The sequence below is a fragment of the Loktanella sp. PT4BL genome, assembly GCF_003201935.1.
Classification (GTDB): domain Bacteria; phylum Pseudomonadota; class Alphaproteobacteria; order Rhodobacterales; family Rhodobacteraceae; genus Yoonia.
In genome coordinates this window covers 722,868-737,678 of record NZ_QJJL01000002.1, presented here as the reverse complement: position 1 = coordinate 737,678, position 14,811 = coordinate 722,868, and the positions used below count along the sequence as shown (strand labels likewise).

The window sequence follows — 14,811 nt, the reverse complement described above, 5'->3', positions numbered from 1 at the left end:
GGAAGCGCGCTTCAATCGCTTTGGCTTGATTGCAGGGCGGGCAGAGGCATATGGTGAAACAGTTACGAAAGGTCCGACCCGATGCAAGATACCCGCGTGTCCCAGAAAGACGCCTACGCCCTGATCCTCGAAGCGATCGACAGCCATATCTACAAGCCGGGTGACCGCCTTGTGGAAAGCGAATTGGCCGAACGGTTTGGCGTATCGCGCACCCCGATCCGCGAGGCCCTGCAACGGCTCGAGACGCAATCGCTGCTGACGCGGGACGGACGGTCGCTGATTGTGGCATCTCTGGATCATTCGCAACTGTCCGAGCTTTATGTCGTGCGCGGTGAACTGGAAGGGCTTGCCGCCCGTCTTGCGGCCCGCCACGCGGCCCCGGAAGAGGTGAAGGTGCTGCGCGATATGCTCGAAGCCGATCAGAAACTGGTTGGTGATCCAAAGGCCATGAGCCGTGCGAACCGCCGCTTTCACAAGCAAATCCATCTGGCCTCGCACAACCGTTTTCTGGTGCAGCAACTGGATCTGGTACATCGGTCCATGGCGCTCTTGGCGACGACGTCAATTGCGGCCGAGGGGCGGGGGGCGGAGACGCTGCGCGAGCATGCGGCCATTGTCAAAGCAATTGAGGATGGCGACGGCGATGCGGCCTATCAGGCGCTGCGCGACCACATCTCACAGGCCTTTGTCACGCGTCTGAAACTGGACGCAGAGGCTGTGGAAGCTGCAGAATAACCCCGAACTGCAGCCCACACCGGTAAAGTGCACGAAGCAAACTTAACACCGTCGACTCACATGACGGCTTCGTGTGAGCAATTTGAACAAAATAAGTTAATCAGAGGTTAAGCGCTCATCGCCTCGGCAAATCTTTCGAACAGATAATAGCTGTCCTGCGGACCGGGGCTGGCCTCTGGGTGGTATTGCACGCTGAAAACCGGCCGGTTTGCGATGCGAATACCGCAGTTGCTGCCATCAAACAGCGACACATGGGTTTCTTCGACACCTTCAGGCAGCGTTTGGCTATCAACGGTAAAGCCATGGTTCATCGAGGTAATCTCGACCTTGCCGGTCTCCATGTCTTTGACCGGATGGTTGGCACCGTGGTGGCCGTGGTTCATCTTGATCGTCTTGGCACCGACCGCAAGCGCCAGCATCTGGTGCCCGAGGCAGATGCCAAAGACCGGCAGGTTGGCATCAAGCACACCCTTGATCATCGGGACGGCGTAGACACCTGTCGCGGCAGGATCACCGGGACCGTTCGACAGGAACACCCCGTCAGGGTTCAACGCCAATACGTCTTCGGCGGTGGCCGTCGCTGGCAACACGGTGACATCGCAGCCGGCGCTGGCCAGACAGCGCAGGATGTTGCGCTTGGCACCAAAATCAATCGCGACAACCTTATGCTTGGGTGCTGTCTGCGGCTTGTAGCCTTCGGGCCAGGCCCATCGCATCTCATTCCACTGATAGGACTGGGCACAGGTCACTTCCTTGGCGAGGTCCAGCCCTTCCAACCCCGGGAATGCGCGGGCTTTCTTCACCAGAGCAGCAATATCGAACTGTCCGTCCGGGTTATGGGCCAGTGCCACATGCGGCGCGCCTTGCTGGCGGATCGCCCGCGTCAGACGCCGTGTATCGACGCCGCCCATCCCGATCCTGTTACGTTTGGTCAACCATGCGGTCAGCTCTTCGGTCGCACGCCAGTTTGATGCCTGCGTCGGATCCCATTTGACGACCATGCCCTCTGCAACAGGATCAGCGGTTTCATCGTCCTCAGGGTTGACGCCCGTGTTGCCGATATGCGGGAAGGTAAAGGTCACGACCTGTCCCGCATAGGACGGGTCTGTCATGATTTCCTGATAGCCGGTCATGGCGGTGTTAAAGCAAAGCTCGGCCACCGTTTCGCCGGTGGCGCCAAAGCCCATCCCATAGAAGATCGTACCGTCCGCGAGTGCCAAACAGGCTGTTGGTTTCTGCGCCATAATCGATCTCCCCAGATGTCAAATTGGTGCGGGTGTACGCAGGCCGGCGGCGCGGGTCAAGGCCGGATTGCGCCCTTGCAAACAAGGGTGACGTTGCGCACTGGGCGCTTGTCACGCTGGCGGGTTCACACTATGTTAGCGGTTCGTTTGACGTCAGATGTACGGGACACATTTATGGACATGCGTGACAGGGTCTCAGCGGCCCTTAAAGATGCGATGCGCGCGAAAGAAGCAGATCGCCTATCAACGCTGCGGCTGATTAATGCCGCAATCAAGGACAAAGACATCGCAGCGCGCGGCACAGGAGATGATGAAGGCGGGGTGTCGAACGAAGGCATTCTGGCAATCTTGGGCCGGATGGTAAAGCAACGTCAGGAAAGCGCGCGTGCCTATGAAGAAGGTGGGCGGCTTGAGCTGGCAGAGAAAGAGCTGTCAGAGATCAAGATCATCGAGGAATTCCTGCCCAAGCAATTGAGCAAAGACGAAGCCGAAGCGGCCGTTGACGCAGCAATTGCCGAAGTTGGTGCCGAAAGCATCCGCGACATGGGTAAAGTCATGGCCGCACTCAAGGCCAAGTACACAGGACGTATGGATTTCGGCAAAGCCGGGCCGATGGTCAAAGACCGGTTGGGGTAACCGGCTCGCGCCCTGCGCGGAGCGCGATTTGTAGCTCATCAAAAAGGACAAGGCGTTCTTCGGCATCGAGGAACGCACCGATCTCGACCTCGCGGTCCCCGCCGCGCAGGGTGATATAGTTTTCAACCGGCCCGCCTTTGGGGTGCAAGTGGGCTGTCACCCAATAGCGGTTGGCCTCCCATTGCTGCACATCGCCTTTGGGATTGTGCCGCGTCAGGTAGGCGCGGGCGTCATCCACGGTCAGTTCTTCCAACACCTCGCCACGCCGGTAGCTGACGTGTAGCGCGTACCAGACCCCTGCGAGCATCATCCCGAAGAAAGGCAGAAGACCCCAAAGCACCGCTTGCCCCAGAAGTGTGAGCAGGGGGAGCGACACGAGCGCGGCGGTGCCGCCGATGAACAAGACAAAGTCTTTGCGCAGCAGCGAGCGGTAGGGCCACAGGCTCAGTTGCCAACGGCGATCATTATGGGGCGGGGTCGGGGTCCATTCGTAGGGCATGACGCAGTTGTAATGCGCGCCGCGCCGCCGTCAAACCGATAGAATGCCGCAGGACATGGTGGCTGCTTTCAGGATGTATCGCAGCATAAAAAAAGCCCCGCCAGATGGCGGGGCTTTCTTTTTCTTATCAAAGCGACGTTTAGTGCGCGTGCTTTTTGTCCCAGTCAGACTGCTTTGGCAGCGTCTCGAACGTGTGCTCTGGTGGCGGGCTTGGCAGTGTCCACTCCAGTGTGTCCGCATATTCGTTCCAAGGGTTGTTCTCGGTGACGCGCTTGCCCTTTGTCAGGGTCCAGACCATCACACCGATGAAGAACAGGAAGGACGCGAAGGACAAGAATGCACCCCAGCTGGAGACATAGTTCCAGTAAGCGAAGGCTTCGGGGTAGTCGATGTAGCGGCGTGGCATGCCCTGACGGCCCAGGAAGTGCTGTGGGAAGAAGGTCAGGTTGGCACCGACGAACATCGCCCAGAAGTGCAGCTTGCCTGCCCACTCAGGGTACATGCGGCCCGACATTTTCGGCAGGTAGAAATAGATACCCGCGAAGATCGAGAAGACCGCACCGAGCGACATCACATAGTGGAAGTGCGCCACAACATAGTAGGTGTCGTGATATACACGGTCCACACCGGCCTGAGACAGCACGATGCCGGTCACACCGCCCAAGGTGAACAGGAACAGGAAGCCCATCGCCCAGAGCATTGGTGTTTTGAACTCAACCGACCCACCCCACATCGTGGCGATCCAGCTGAATATCTTCACACCTGTCGGTACCGCGATCACCATCGTGGCCAGCATAAAGTAGGACTGCTGTGTCAGCGACATACCCACGGTGTACATGTGGTGCGCCCAGACGACGAAGCCCAGAACACCGATTGCGACCATCGCATAAACCATCGGCAGGTAGCCGAAGATCGGCTTGCGGCTGAAGGTTGCGATGATGTGGCTGATGATACCAAAGCCGGGGATGATGATGATGTAAACCTCGGGGTGACCGAAGAACCACAGAATGTGCTGGTAGAGAACAGGGTCACCACCACCTTCAGGCTGGAAGAACGTCGTGCCGAAGTTCCGGTCCGTCAGCAACATTGTGATCGCGCCAGCCAGAACGGGCAGGGCGAGAAGGATCAGCCATGCTGTCACGAAGATCGACCATGCGAAGAGCGGCACTTTGTGCAGCGTCATGCCGGGTGCGCGCATGTTCAGGAAGGTTGTGATCATGTTGATCGCGCCAAGGATCGAAGACGCACCTGACAGGTGAACCGCGAAGATCGCAAGGTCCATCGACATGCCTGTCTCGGAGGTCGAAAGCGGGGCATACATAACCCAACCAACGCCGGAACCGGCCTGACCGTTACCACCTGGTGCCAGCATCGACGCGATGCCAAGAGATGCACCAGCGACGAACATCCAGTAGGACAGGTTGTTCAGGCGGGGGAACGCCATGTCCGGTGCACCGATCTGCAACGGCATAAAGTAGTTACCGAAACCACCGAAAAGGGCCGGAATAACCACGAAGAACATCATCAGGACACCGTGATAGGTGATCAGAACGTTCCAGAGGTGGCCGTTTGGCGTACATTCACCTGCGGCTGCCGCGGTAAAGCGTGCACCTTCAAGGCACATGTACTGCACGCCGGGCTCCATAAGCTCCATGCGCATGTAGACGGTGAACGCCACCGAGACAAAGCCCAAGAAACCTGCGGTAAACAGGTACAAGATGCCGATATCTTTGTGGTTTGTGGACATAAACCAGCGGGTGAAGAAACCGCGCTCGTCTTCGTGTGCATCGCCGTGGATGGCTGCGTCTGCCATTTTGGCTCTCCTCGTATTGGCTACTTTTTGATGTCGCCGAGTCGTTGCCCGACGCACATTTGCATCGGTTCTAATGGGTTGATGCTAAAGGGGCAACAAAGGATACGCGGAATTGGCTGGGTTAATTTGGCGCAGGCAAAGGCTGGAACTGATCTGTTGCGCTGACAGACGAAGTAATTCCCGCTAGGCTGAAGCAGAAACTGGAGGTGACGCATGGTAGACAAAACCCCGCCATTCACGATGGGCATCGAAGAGGAATACCTTCTGGTCGACCAGACGACGTTTGCATTGGCGCAAGCGCCCGACAGTCTGATTGCAGCCTGCAAGAAAGACCTCGAAGGGCAGGTCAGCCCGGAATTCCTGCAGTGCCAGATCGAAATTGGGACGGGGGTTTGCCAGACAATTGGCGAGGCGCGCCGCGATCTGGCGCATCTGCGCCGCACCGTAGCGCGCCATGCAGCCGACTATGGGCTGGCGCCCATCGCTGCCTCATGCCATCCGTTTGCGGACTGGAAAGAGCAGCACCACACCGACAAGGAGCGTTATCATCAACTGCGCCGTGACCTTGCCGGCGTTGCACGGCGGATGCTGATCTGCGGGATGCATGTCCATGTGGGCATTCCCGATCAGGATACGCGCATCGATTTGGTCAATCAGCTCAAGTACTTTCTGCCGCATCTTCACGCGCTTTCCACCTCGTCGCCCTATTGGCAGGGTGAGGATACAGGCATGAATTCCTATCGTCTCACGGTCTTTGACAATCTGCCCCGGACCGGCCTGCCACCCGCGATGGCGGACTGGGCTGAGTTTTCGTCAACGGTTGATACGTTGATTGACCTTGGGCTGATCGAGGACGCTTCAAAAATCTGGTGGGACCTGCGCCCATCGTCGAAATTCCCCACAATTGAATCCCGCATTTGTGACGTCGCCCCGCGCATGGAGGTTACGCTGACATTGGCGGCGCTGACGCAGTGCCTCACGCGGATGCTATGGCGGAGGTCGCAAACGGGAGAGGGTTGGCCTTTGGTCCAGAATTTCATGGTGGAAGAGAACCGTTGGCGCGCCCAGCGTTATGGCACCTCGGAGGGATTGATCGACTTTGGCCGCAAGGCGTTGATCCCGTTTTCGCAAGCGGTAGACGAAATTCTCGCGTTGATCGCAGAGGATGCTGTCGCGCTTGAATGTGAGGCCGAGGTGAAAGCCGCCCGCGAGATCGTGGCCAATGGCACCAGCGCAGACCATCAACGCGAAGTCTTTTCCCAAGCCAAACAGGCAGGTGCGACAGACAAGGAAGCACTCAGCGCCGTCGCTGCGTCATTGGTGGCGGCTTTTTCGGTAGATTTATAGCATAGACTGTCTCGGGGCCATGCAACGAAAGCTGCTAAAACGGTGCGCCGTATTTTATCATAGCCCATTTGAAAAGAATGAGCCCGATCGAAAACAACGCGGCTTGTTTAACCCAGAAAAACATGATCAGCCACACACCTGTCGCGGTCAGGACGCTCCAATAGAGTTGGTCATAATATGCGCCCAGACCCATCGGTTCGATCAGGAAAGAAATCTCGGAAATCGGCCGCAGGAAGACCCCGAAAATGCCGCTCAATCCAATGGTCAGGAATACCGCCCCGACAAACATTGTGATTGCCTGGGAGAGCATGAAAGTTACTTTTTCGTAGACTGAACGCGACATCGTCACACCAATGCTTTCGGGAGGCATGGTACGGTCGCTAGCATACTAAATTATGGACGTAAACGCTGGCTGAAACAGTTTAGGGTTGTTTTATTGACTTCTGCCGGCTTTGAACAACGCACAGTTAGACATGCTTTTCGCATGCTGGAGAATCATCACATTTGTTCATTGCGCACGGTCGTTGTGAAGATGGACCGATCAACACGACGACGGCCAAAAGTACGATGAGAAACAATTCAAACATTTAACAAACTCCGAGTACGCAACGCCCGTGATTCTTCTGAGAGCGTCGATCTACGCATGGTCTTAAATGCTGCATACAAAAAAGCATACCTATCCTAAAGGTCAGTAAAATATAGTAAATTTGGCATTCTCGCCACAATAGCGCCCGCCTTGCGCCGTAATCTAGGTGTTTGCCCAAAGAAAGCCAGATTGCGACTGCGCAATCGGCAAAAAAATGTATACGCGCTGACGCATGCTTGTCTCGCGCATTCCGATGAGCTGCTGTGGTCTGGCGGCTGAAGGGATAGGCTATGGGCCAAAATGACGGTGAAAAGTCTGCCTTAGCGCCACGTCCACATCATCCATTGTAACCGGCAACCCTAGGTCGACGAGCGATGTCACGCCGTGATCACGAATCCCGCAGGGAACGATACCCTCAAAGTGGCTCAGATCGGGTTCTACATTGATTGATATGCCGTGAAACGACACCCATTTGCGCAAGCGGATGCCAAGGGCTGCGATTTTGTCTTCTGCACATGAGCCGTCAGCGTTGCGCGGCTTTTCGGGCCGTTCCACCCAGACACCGACACGCCCCTCGCGAATTTCACCTTTGATATTGAAGGTCTCAAGCGTGGCAATCACCCATGCTTCAAGATCTTTGACGAACCGGCGCACGTCATGCCCGCGTTTGCCGACATCGAGCATGACATAAACCACCCGCTGCCCCGGGCCGTGGTATGTGTATTCGCCACCGCGCCGCGCCTCATAAACAGGAAAACGGTCCGGATCGACCAGATCATCAGGTTTTGCCGAGGTGCCCGAGGTGTAAAGCGGGGGGTGTTCAAGCAGCCAGATACACTCATCCGCGGTGCCTTCAATGATGCCCGCAACACGGGTTTCCATGAAGGACAGCGCCTCTTGGTAATCGGTCAGCCCGTCTGTTGTGATCCATTCCACCATGCATGTGAGGTAACGCCGGCATGTTGCGTTGAAAAGGGGGTGTTTTCCCTCTTGGCATCGCAAAACGCCTCGTCTATGAGTGCCGCACTTACCAAGCTAGTGGTCTTGCGGTCGTGGCGGAATTGGTAGACGCGCAGCGTTGAGGTCGCTGTGAGGTAACACTCGTGGGGGTTCGAGTCCCCCCGACCGCACCAGTCTTTGTCGTGATTGTTGATCGGACAGGCGCCGTAAGCCCCATATACATTACGCGTCGCGTCCCGGCTCACTTTGGTCGTTCGAAAATAATGCGATCTTGTTGCCATGTGGGTCGCGCAGGTAGCCAACGTAAAAATGCGGACCATAGGACGCGCGAAAACCCGGTTTACCCTCATCCGTTCCACCGGCGGCTACAGCTGCAGCGTGAAGCGCGCGCACCTGCGCCTGATTGCGCGCCTCGAATGCGATCATTGTCCCGTTCCCGGCAGTGGCAGGTTGCCCGTCGAAGGGCGCTTTGACATAGAAGTCCGGTAGCGCAACGGACTGCCCCGGTTGTTTGGGCAAGATGTAACTTAAGTCACCGTGAAATTCTTCCAGCGCATAACCAAGGTCAGGCAAAAAGGCGGAGTAAAACTGTTCTGCGCGCGCGATGTCGTCAGCACCAACGGTCACATAGGCAATCATCGTGTGCTCCTTCTTGCGCTGTGGGGGCTTGCCAGTGTTCTGGCACAGCTTGTCATGCCCGATCAATCCTGTGCAGCGAACCGGCACTTATGTCGGGTTGGCTTCTAGCCATGCCCCGCTTTCAATCCCGTCCAGTGTCCAGTTCCCGACACGCCATCGCACCAGCCGCAGTGTCGGAAAGCCGATATGCGCCGTCATCCGGCGCACCTGACGGTTCCGCCCTTCGCTGATGGTCACCTCGATCCATGTATCCGGCACAGATTTGCGAAACCGAACGGGCGGATCACGTTCCCACAAAGCGGGCGGATCAATCAGGCGGGCCTTTGCGGGGCGGGTGGGGCCGTCTTTGAGCGTGACGCCTTCGCGCAGCGGCGCGATGTCTTTGTCCGTTGGCGCGCCCTCGACCTGTACCAGATAGGTCTTGCTCATCTTGTTTTTGGGGTCAGCGATGCGGGCCTGCAACTTCCCGTCGTCGGTCAGCACCAAGAGCCCCTCGCTATCGCGGTCCAGCCGCCCCGCAGGATAGACCCCGGGCACGTCCACAAAAGAAGAAAGCGTCGGCCGCGGTGTCGGGCTTTTCGCGTCTGTGAACTGCGACAGCACGCCAAAAGGTTTGTTCAGAAGGATCACACGCGTCATATGCCTGACTAACGCAGGCGGTGCCATGCCGTCCATGGTCTTCTGGGTTTCGGTTCACTTGGTCAGTTCGGTGCCGTCACGTGCGCTGCGCAAACGCCAAACCAACCTGCGGTATACAGATGTACTCTGGTAACATATTATAAATGAATAACTTTTTGATTTACTTGCGCGCAAACGCGACTAGATTGAAGATCATTGAGTAGTAAAAAGGCGCGCCAATGCCCCCGATCGCCGACCACCCCTTGCGCTATGCGATGGCGAATGAGTTGCACGCCCGGCCGTTTCCCGCTGTCGGAGCCCCCAGCCGTGCGGCCTTTCTTGCGATCAAACCGGCCAGCAACGCCGCGGGCCGTGATCGCGGGGCGGACCGTACCCATCTGATTGATCTGCTCGACAGATTTGGCGCGCAGCATCCCCAGCCCGACGCGACCCACTACTTCGGGAAAATCGGGCGCCATCATCTGAAATGGGAAAGCCATACCGAGTTTGTCACCTACACGATCTTCGGCGAGGGTGTCGCGGATCAGCCTTTCGACGCCGCAACCTTTTCAATCTTTCCCCAAGACTGGCTTGAGGCGGCACCCGGCGTGCGCGTCACATCCGCGCTGATCCGTATCGAGGTGGCCGATGGGGATGAGGGGATCATCGAGAAAGCGCGCGACTGGTTTGTTCCCGAAAGCCTCGCCATCAGTCGGGTGATCGAGAATGATCTGGTTGTCGCGGGTGATTTCCGCATTGATCATGCCGGACACACACGTTTTGCCGTCTTTGCGCGGCCCCATGTCGGCAACCGTCGTGTGGGCCGGGTTGTCCAGCGTCTGTGCGAGATCGAGACCTATAAATCCATGTCCATGCTGGGTCTGAGCCGCGCGCGTGAACTGGGCCCGCGGATGGCGGCCTTCGATGAAAAGCTCACAGGTCTTCTGGAAGATATGCGTGGATCAGAGGGTGATCCGGCCAAGGTTCTGCAGTCCTTGCTCGAAGTGTCGGCCGAGATTGAGAATACGATCGCGCAAACCTCGTTTCGTTTTGGCGCCACGGTGGCCTACGAGAAGATCGTAAACCAGCGGATCGAAGTCCTGCGCGAAACCCGTTTTGAGGGGCGTCAGACCTTTAGCGAATTCATGATGCGCCGGTTTGACCCTGCGATGCGGACCGTGAATTCCACCAAAGAGCGGCTGAACGCGATGTCGGACCGTGCCTTGCGTGCCGGTGATCTCTTGCGCACACGGGTGGATGTGGAACGCTCGGCACAAAACCAGGAACTGCTGACCAGCATGGACAAACGCGCCGACCTCCAGCTGCGTCTCCAGCGCACGGTTGAGGGGCTGTCGGTTGTTGCAATCAGCTACTACGCCGTCAATCTGGTGCTCTATGTCATCGCGCCGATCAGTGAGCCTCTGGGCATCGGTAAGGTGCTGATGGCCGCTCTTGCAACGCCTGTTGTTCTGCTGTTCGTCTGGCTGATGATCAATCGCATCCGCAAACATATGGAATAATCCGTCGCACTTGTGCGCGAAGGAAACCATGGTAACACTTTGCCAAGATAGGGGGTGGAGGTACTATGCGCATTGTCTTGGGATTGGTTGCCATCATCGGCGCGGACGCCGCTTTTGCCGACGGGCTGCCCGCACCTTTGACCGAGGCGGATTTCGCCCCCGTGCGTGAGGTCGAGGCCCGTTTGGGCCAGCTTTTGTTCTACGATCCCATCTTGTCCGGCAACCGCAATGTCTCATGCGGCACCTGTCATCATCCCGCGTTTGGCACCGGTGACGGCTTGTCGCTCGGCCTTGGCGATGGTGGCATCGGTCTTGGGCCAAAACGTGTGGCAGATCCTGACAATATGCCCGAACAGCGGATACCGCGAAATGCACCGGCTCTCTTCAACCTCGGCGCATATGAGTTCACGGTGCTCTTCCATGATGGCCGGATCGAGGTAGACCCCGACCGCCCCGGTGGACTGCGGACACCGCTTGATGCGGATATGGTCACCGGTTTTGCCTCGCTTCTTTCGGCGCAAACCATGTTTCCGGTCCTCAGCCCCGATGAAATGGCAGGTCACTATAGCGAAAATGAAATCTCCCAAGCGGTGCGGCGTGGCGTGATCACAGGGCAGGGTGGTGCTTGGGACCTGATTTCGCAGCGCGTGCGCGACATCCCCGCCTATGCTGACAGTTTTGTCGCGACCTATGACCATATCGACGCGCCCGATCAAATCACCTTCGCCGATATCTCGAACGCTATTGCGGCCTTCATGGAATTCGAGTGGCGCTCTGACAACGCCCCTTTCGATGCGGTCCTGCGCGGCGAAGCCACGTTACCCGAACCCGCCGCCACCGGCATGAGCCTGTTTTACGGTGACGCAGGATGTGCAAGCTGCCACAGCGGCCCGTTCCTGACAGATCATGAATTTCACGCGATGGGCGCCCCCCAGATCGGCCCCGGCAAAGCCGCGCGCTTTGAAAGCCACGCCCGCGACGAAGGGCGTTTCCGCGTGACAGGTGATCCTGCCGATCTTTACGCCTTCCGTACGCCGTCGTTGCGCAACGTGGCCTTGACCGGCCCTTACGGTCACGCGGGCGCGCACCGCGATTTGCGCAGCTTTATTGAGGCACATCTCGATCCGGTTGCGGCGCTGGAAACCTATGATGTCACCAACGCGGTCCTGCCCGCGCTTCCCGTCGATGACACGCGCGGCCTGGCGGATAGCCCTGCGATCGCGCAGGCCGTCACCTATGCCCCCCGCCGGATAACAGACGCGCAGATCACGTCCTTGGTGGCGTTTCTGGACGCGCTGACTGACCCCGCCGCGATTGATGGAAAACTGGGCATTCCTGACGCCGTGCCAAGCGGGCTGCCGATAGACCAGCCCTGACCCTTATTATCGGCCCGTAAATATCCCCGCCGGAGGCATCTTTCCGCGCGTCAGCGCACCAGCCGCAGCCGCTGATTTGCTTGGGCCTGATGGCTGGTTTGCTGCCCACCCGGCCAAACTACGGTCACGTTGACAGTCTCTGCCGCACCCAAGCCGAAGTGCAACGGCAATGCTTTGCCACCGCCATGCCCGCCACCGACGGTCAGTTGCTGGCTTTGGCGGTTTCCTTCTGCTTCCACCACGACAGTCGCACCCACAGCATTCATATTGCCGCCGGGCTGGCTGAGCGCAATCTCCAGCCAGTTTCCGGTGTCCGTTGTGACATTGCGGTAAAGCTCCATCGGCGCACGCCGGTTCACAACCACAAGATCCAGACGACCGTCACCGTCAAAATCGGCCAAGGCCGCGCCGCGCGCGCGCTCTTTGGTGGCAACACCTGCAATCGCTGCAGTCTCGCGAAAGGTGCCATCGGCATTTTGCATCAACAGGTTATTGGGGTCCTGGATCGCCAGCCCCGGCATCTGGTCGACGTTGCCTTTGGCGATGAACAGATCCGCGCGCCCGTCATTGTCCACATCCGCAAACTCGGCATGCCAGCCCGTAGAGGGGCGCCCGTCATCGCCGGTATGGGGGCGCTGGGCATAGGTGCCGATCGTGAAAGGGGCTGCGGCATAGGTGCCGTCCTCTTGGGCCAATTGCATCAATTGATCGCCCATGGAGGTCAGCATGACCTCATCGCGCCCGTCACCTGTCAGGTCCCGGCTCGCGATGCCCATCCCCCAGAGCGAGACGTTCTTCCATCCGTCATCGGAGCCCAGAAAACGCCGTTCGGCAATGTCCCACATCTGCTCATAGCCTTCACGGACATAGTAGTGCCGGTCATTCGAGAGCCGCAGGGTCGGGCGTCCGCGTGCGTCGTTGGCCGCCAATATCGACAGAGGGCAGAAACCCGGGGTCAGCAGGGTGCTTTGATAGCCTGATGCGCCGGGACGCAGGATCATATTGTCATCGCAAGCCCCGAAAGGTCCCTCAGGATCGGCACGGTCTACATAATTGCCGATGGCCATGACAGGTTTGCCGTCATCCTCCCACCAGGCGGTGAAAGCGGTCGACCACGCATCATCTTGAGGAAGCTCATTGCTGGCGGTAAAGCGGCAATTACCCCCTCCCATCAACAACTGGTTTTGGCCAACGCGCAGCACGAAGAGGTCCATGGCCCCATCTGCGTTCACATCCAGCGGATAGGCTCCGGTGACGCCTGTCAGTTCAGGTGCCGCACCTTTGGCGAACGTAAATTCCCCGCGGTTGATCATCAGCTGCGCGGGGTTTTCGCCGCCTGCGGCAAAGAGATCAGGCAGTGCATCGCCGTTGCAGTCGAAGACCGCAACGCCACCGCCGACGAAATGCTCCCACTCTCCGCCATAGATATGTTCCGGCAACCCCGCCGAGCGATCCTCGAACAAGGGGTCTGCCGCAACCGGTGCGGCTGCGACAAGCAGCGCCAAGAGCCGGATCATCCGCGGGCCTCTCCCAATGCAGCGGCCGTGACGGCCTCAAGCGCGAGCGCCGTGGCACCGCGCGCCCAGATCATGCCACCCCAGGCGTGGACTTCGACCTCGCAAGGCGTGCGCCCGTCGCTCAGGGTCAGTTTCTGCATCTCGGCCAACACCTCTTTGGAATAGAGGTAGTCGTATTGCATCCGCTCGCCCGACAGAATGATCAGGCCGGGGTCGAAGAGCTGGATCACGTTCGAGAGCCCCAGCGACAGATACCGTCCCGCACGGCGAAAGATCGTGCGCGCGGCCTCATTGCCGGATTTGGCCTGTGCAAAAAGCGCATCCAGCATCACATAGGGGCTTTGCGGGGTGCGGGGGTTGCGATCGAGTGCCGTCGCAGCCTCACGCGCCAATGCGTAGTCCGCGAGATAGGCCTCAAGACAGCCGCGCTGGCCGCAGCGGCATAGCGCACCATCAAGCTGCACCTTTGTGTGACCCAGTTCCAGCCCCATGCCGCGCGCGCCACGGAAAAGCCGGTTGTCCAGCACAAGGCCCATACCGACGCCATTCTCGATTGTGACGACAACGAAATCCGCAATTGTGCGACCGGCCCCGAACCATAGCTCTGCAAGGCTGAGCACATTCGTATCGTTGTCCACGTAAACCGGCATGCCAAACCGCGCCATAAAGGCAGTGCGGATATCAACCTCTGTTTCAATCAGGAAGGGTGACCAAGTTACGGTGCCCGTGTCGTGGTCCACAATGCCAGGAATACCCATACCAACTGCCGAAATCTCTAGCAGGCTCATGTCCGCATCCTTAAGGACGCGGTCAATCAGGATATCAATTTCTTCCAGAACCGTATCGAGCGATTTGCGCCCGGGCGATGAGGGCAGGGTAGCATCTGCAACGGGGCGACCTGCAAAATCAGAGAGCACGGCAGAGTGCGTTTCATCCGAAAGTTTTATCCCGATGACGTAGCGTGCCTCTGGCACGACCTCGAGCGCAACGGGCGGGCGCCCGCGGCCGCTTTCACGGGGCAGGCCTTCGACTTCGCGCAAAAGCCCCGCGCAGATCAGGTCGGCAGTCAGCGTTGTGGCTGATCCGGCACTAATGTTGAGTGCGCGGGTGACATCGGTGCGTGCGGCACGCCCCGTCGCGCGGACGTGTTCGAAGACTTGTTGTCGCAACGGCTTGGCGTCGGGCGAATCTGACGCCAACAATGGACCACAGCCGTTCGGACCTCCCGATTCGTCGTTTTGGTCAGCCATATTGTCGTACATAGTTTAATCTCTGAATTAATAGGCCTGCCGCGCATCCTAAAATTCGCTCGCTTTTGTAC

The 14,811-nt window shown here is 58.3% G+C and carries 14 protein-coding genes and 1 tRNA gene; 6 read left to right on the top strand and 9 right to left on the bottom strand.

Annotated elements, in window-relative coordinates:
* Positions 1–81 precede the first annotated feature (81 nt).
* Complete coding sequence (locus C7964_RS08590) at positions 82–735, top strand: GntR family transcriptional regulator (RefSeq protein WP_110279236.1); 654 nt, start codon at positions 82–84, stop codon at positions 733–735.
* A 107-nt stretch (positions 736–842) separates the two neighbouring features.
* On the opposite strand, the gene carA is transcribed toward C7964_RS08590, so the two are convergent.
* Positions 843–1,979, bottom strand: coding sequence for a glutamine-hydrolyzing carbamoyl-phosphate synthase small subunit (gene carA / locus C7964_RS08585; protein ID WP_110279235.1), 1,137 nt, complete (start codon positions 1,977–1,979; stop codon positions 843–845).
* Positions 1,980–2,153: 174 nt separating this feature from the next.
* Here carA and C7964_RS08580 point away from each other — a divergent pair, with 174 nt between their 5' ends.
* Complete coding sequence (locus C7964_RS08580) at positions 2,154–2,615, top strand: GatB/YqeY domain-containing protein (RefSeq protein ID WP_110279234.1); 462 nt, start codon at positions 2,154–2,156, stop codon at positions 2,613–2,615.
* Here C7964_RS08580 and C7964_RS08575 read toward each other — a convergent pair.
* Entirely contained in the window at positions 2,596–3,114 is a 519-nt protein-coding gene (locus tag C7964_RS08575; protein ID WP_110279233.1) for a DUF2244 domain-containing protein, read from the bottom strand. The genes C7964_RS08580 and C7964_RS08575 overlap by 20 nt on opposite strands.
* Positions 3,115–3,253: 139 nt before the next feature.
* The gene (ctaD, locus tag C7964_RS08570) at positions 3,254–4,927 is read right to left on the bottom strand and encodes a cytochrome c oxidase subunit I (RefSeq protein ID WP_110279232.1); all 1,674 of its coding nucleotides are present in this window, start codon (positions 4,925–4,927) and stop codon (positions 3,254–3,256) included.
* Positions 4,928–5,140: 213 nt separating this feature from the next.
* On the opposite strand from ctaD, the gene C7964_RS08565 reads away from it, so the two are divergent.
* Positions 5,141–6,274: a carboxylate-amine ligase gene (locus C7964_RS08565; RefSeq protein WP_110279231.1), complete on the top strand. Its 1,134-nt coding sequence runs from the start codon at positions 5,141–5,143 to the stop codon at positions 6,272–6,274.
* 34 nt (positions 6,275–6,308) lie between these two features.
* On the opposite strand, the gene C7964_RS08560 is transcribed toward C7964_RS08565, so the two are convergent.
* Both C7964_RS08560 and lipB read right to left on the bottom strand, forming a co-directional pair.
* Positions 6,309–6,584 (bottom strand): hypothetical protein, encoded by a 276-nt coding sequence (locus tag C7964_RS08560; protein ID WP_110279230.1) that lies wholly within the window; start codon positions 6,582–6,584, stop codon positions 6,309–6,311.
* Positions 6,585–7,148: 564 nt separating this feature from the next.
* Positions 7,149–7,799, bottom strand: a complete 651-nt coding sequence (lipB, locus tag C7964_RS08555; RefSeq protein ID WP_110279229.1) for a lipoyl(octanoyl) transferase LipB — start codon at positions 7,797–7,799, stop codon at positions 7,149–7,151.
* 107 nt (positions 7,800–7,906) lie between these two features.
* Between lipB and C7964_RS08550 the strand changes: the two genes are divergently transcribed.
* A tRNA-Leu gene (locus tag C7964_RS08550) sits at positions 7,907–7,993 on the top strand.
* A 49-nt stretch (positions 7,994–8,042) separates the two neighbouring features.
* On the opposite strand, the gene C7964_RS08545 is transcribed toward C7964_RS08550, so the two are convergent.
* Positions 8,043–8,459, bottom strand: a complete 417-nt coding sequence (locus tag C7964_RS08545) for a VOC family protein (RefSeq protein WP_110279228.1) — start codon at positions 8,457–8,459, stop codon at positions 8,043–8,045.
* An 87-nt stretch (positions 8,460–8,546) separates the two neighbouring features.
* Positions 8,547–9,098, bottom strand: coding sequence for a pseudouridine synthase (locus C7964_RS08540; RefSeq protein WP_110279465.1), 552 nt, complete (start codon positions 9,096–9,098; stop codon positions 8,547–8,549).
* Between the two features lie 218 nt (positions 9,099–9,316).
* On the opposite strand from C7964_RS08540, the gene C7964_RS08535 reads away from it, so the two are divergent.
* Together C7964_RS08535 and C7964_RS08530 are read left to right on the top strand one after the other, a co-directional pair.
* The gene (locus C7964_RS08535; protein ID WP_110279227.1) at positions 9,317–10,597 is read left to right on the top strand and encodes a DUF3422 family protein; all 1,281 of its coding nucleotides are present in this window, start codon (positions 9,317–9,319) and stop codon (positions 10,595–10,597) included.
* Between the two features lie 65 nt (positions 10,598–10,662).
* A complete protein-coding gene (locus tag C7964_RS08530; RefSeq protein WP_110279226.1) occupies positions 10,663–11,973 on the top strand; it encodes a cytochrome-c peroxidase in 1,311 nt (436 codons plus the stop codon).
* Between the two features lie 50 nt (positions 11,974–12,023).
* Here the strand turns inward: C7964_RS08530 and C7964_RS08525 are convergent, their stop codons facing one another.
* Positions 12,024–13,490 (bottom strand): CRTAC1 family protein, encoded by a 1,467-nt coding sequence (locus C7964_RS08525; protein ID WP_110279225.1) that lies wholly within the window; start codon positions 13,488–13,490, stop codon positions 12,024–12,026.
* Positions 13,487–14,740, bottom strand: coding sequence for an ROK family protein (locus C7964_RS08520; RefSeq protein ID WP_502693559.1), 1,254 nt, complete (start codon positions 14,738–14,740; stop codon positions 13,487–13,489). The genes C7964_RS08525 and C7964_RS08520 overlap by 4 nt, the downstream gene beginning before the upstream one ends.
* Between the last annotated feature and the right edge of the window lie 71 nt (positions 14,741–14,811).

Coding starts and splice junctions, on each gene's coding strand:
- C7964_RS08530 (WP_110279226.1), top strand. CDS start 10,663: ATGCGCATTGTCTTGGGATTGGTTGCCATCATCGGCGCGGACGCCGCT.
- C7964_RS08560 (WP_110279230.1), bottom strand. CDS start 6,584: ATGCTCTCCCAGGCAATCACAATGTTTGTCGGGGCGGTATTCCTGACC.
- C7964_RS08565 (WP_110279231.1), top strand. CDS start 5,141: ATGGTAGACAAAACCCCGCCATTCACGATGGGCATCGAAGAGGAATAC.
- C7964_RS08520 (WP_502693559.1), bottom strand. CDS start 14,740: ATGGCTGACCAAAACGACGAATCGGGAGGTCCGAACGGCTGTGGTCCA.
- lipB (WP_110279229.1), bottom strand. CDS start 7,799: ATGGTGGAATGGATCACAACAGACGGGCTGACCGATTACCAAGAGGCG.
- C7964_RS08580 (WP_110279234.1), top strand. CDS start 2,154: ATGGACATGCGTGACAGGGTCTCAGCGGCCCTTAAAGATGCGATGCGC.
- C7964_RS08545 (WP_110279228.1), bottom strand. CDS start 8,459: ATGATTGCCTATGTGACCGTTGGTGCTGACGACATCGCGCGCGCAGAA.
- C7964_RS08535 (WP_110279227.1), top strand. CDS start 9,317: ATGCCCCCGATCGCCGACCACCCCTTGCGCTATGCGATGGCGAATGAG.
- C7964_RS08540 (WP_110279465.1), bottom strand. CDS start 9,098: ATGACGCGTGTGATCCTTCTGAACAAACCTTTTGGCGTGCTGTCGCAG.
- ctaD (WP_110279232.1), bottom strand. CDS start 4,927: ATGGCAGACGCAGCCATCCACGGCGATGCACACGAAGACGAGCGCGGT.
- C7964_RS08525 (WP_110279225.1), bottom strand. CDS start 13,490: ATGATCCGGCTCTTGGCGCTGCTTGTCGCAGCCGCACCGGTTGCGGCA.
- C7964_RS08590 (WP_110279236.1), top strand. CDS start 82: ATGCAAGATACCCGCGTGTCCCAGAAAGACGCCTACGCCCTGATCCTC.
- carA (WP_110279235.1), bottom strand. CDS start 1,979: ATGGCGCAGAAACCAACAGCCTGTTTGGCACTCGCGGACGGTACGATC.
- C7964_RS08575 (WP_110279233.1), bottom strand. CDS start 3,114: ATGCCCTACGAATGGACCCCGACCCCGCCCCATAATGATCGCCGTTGG.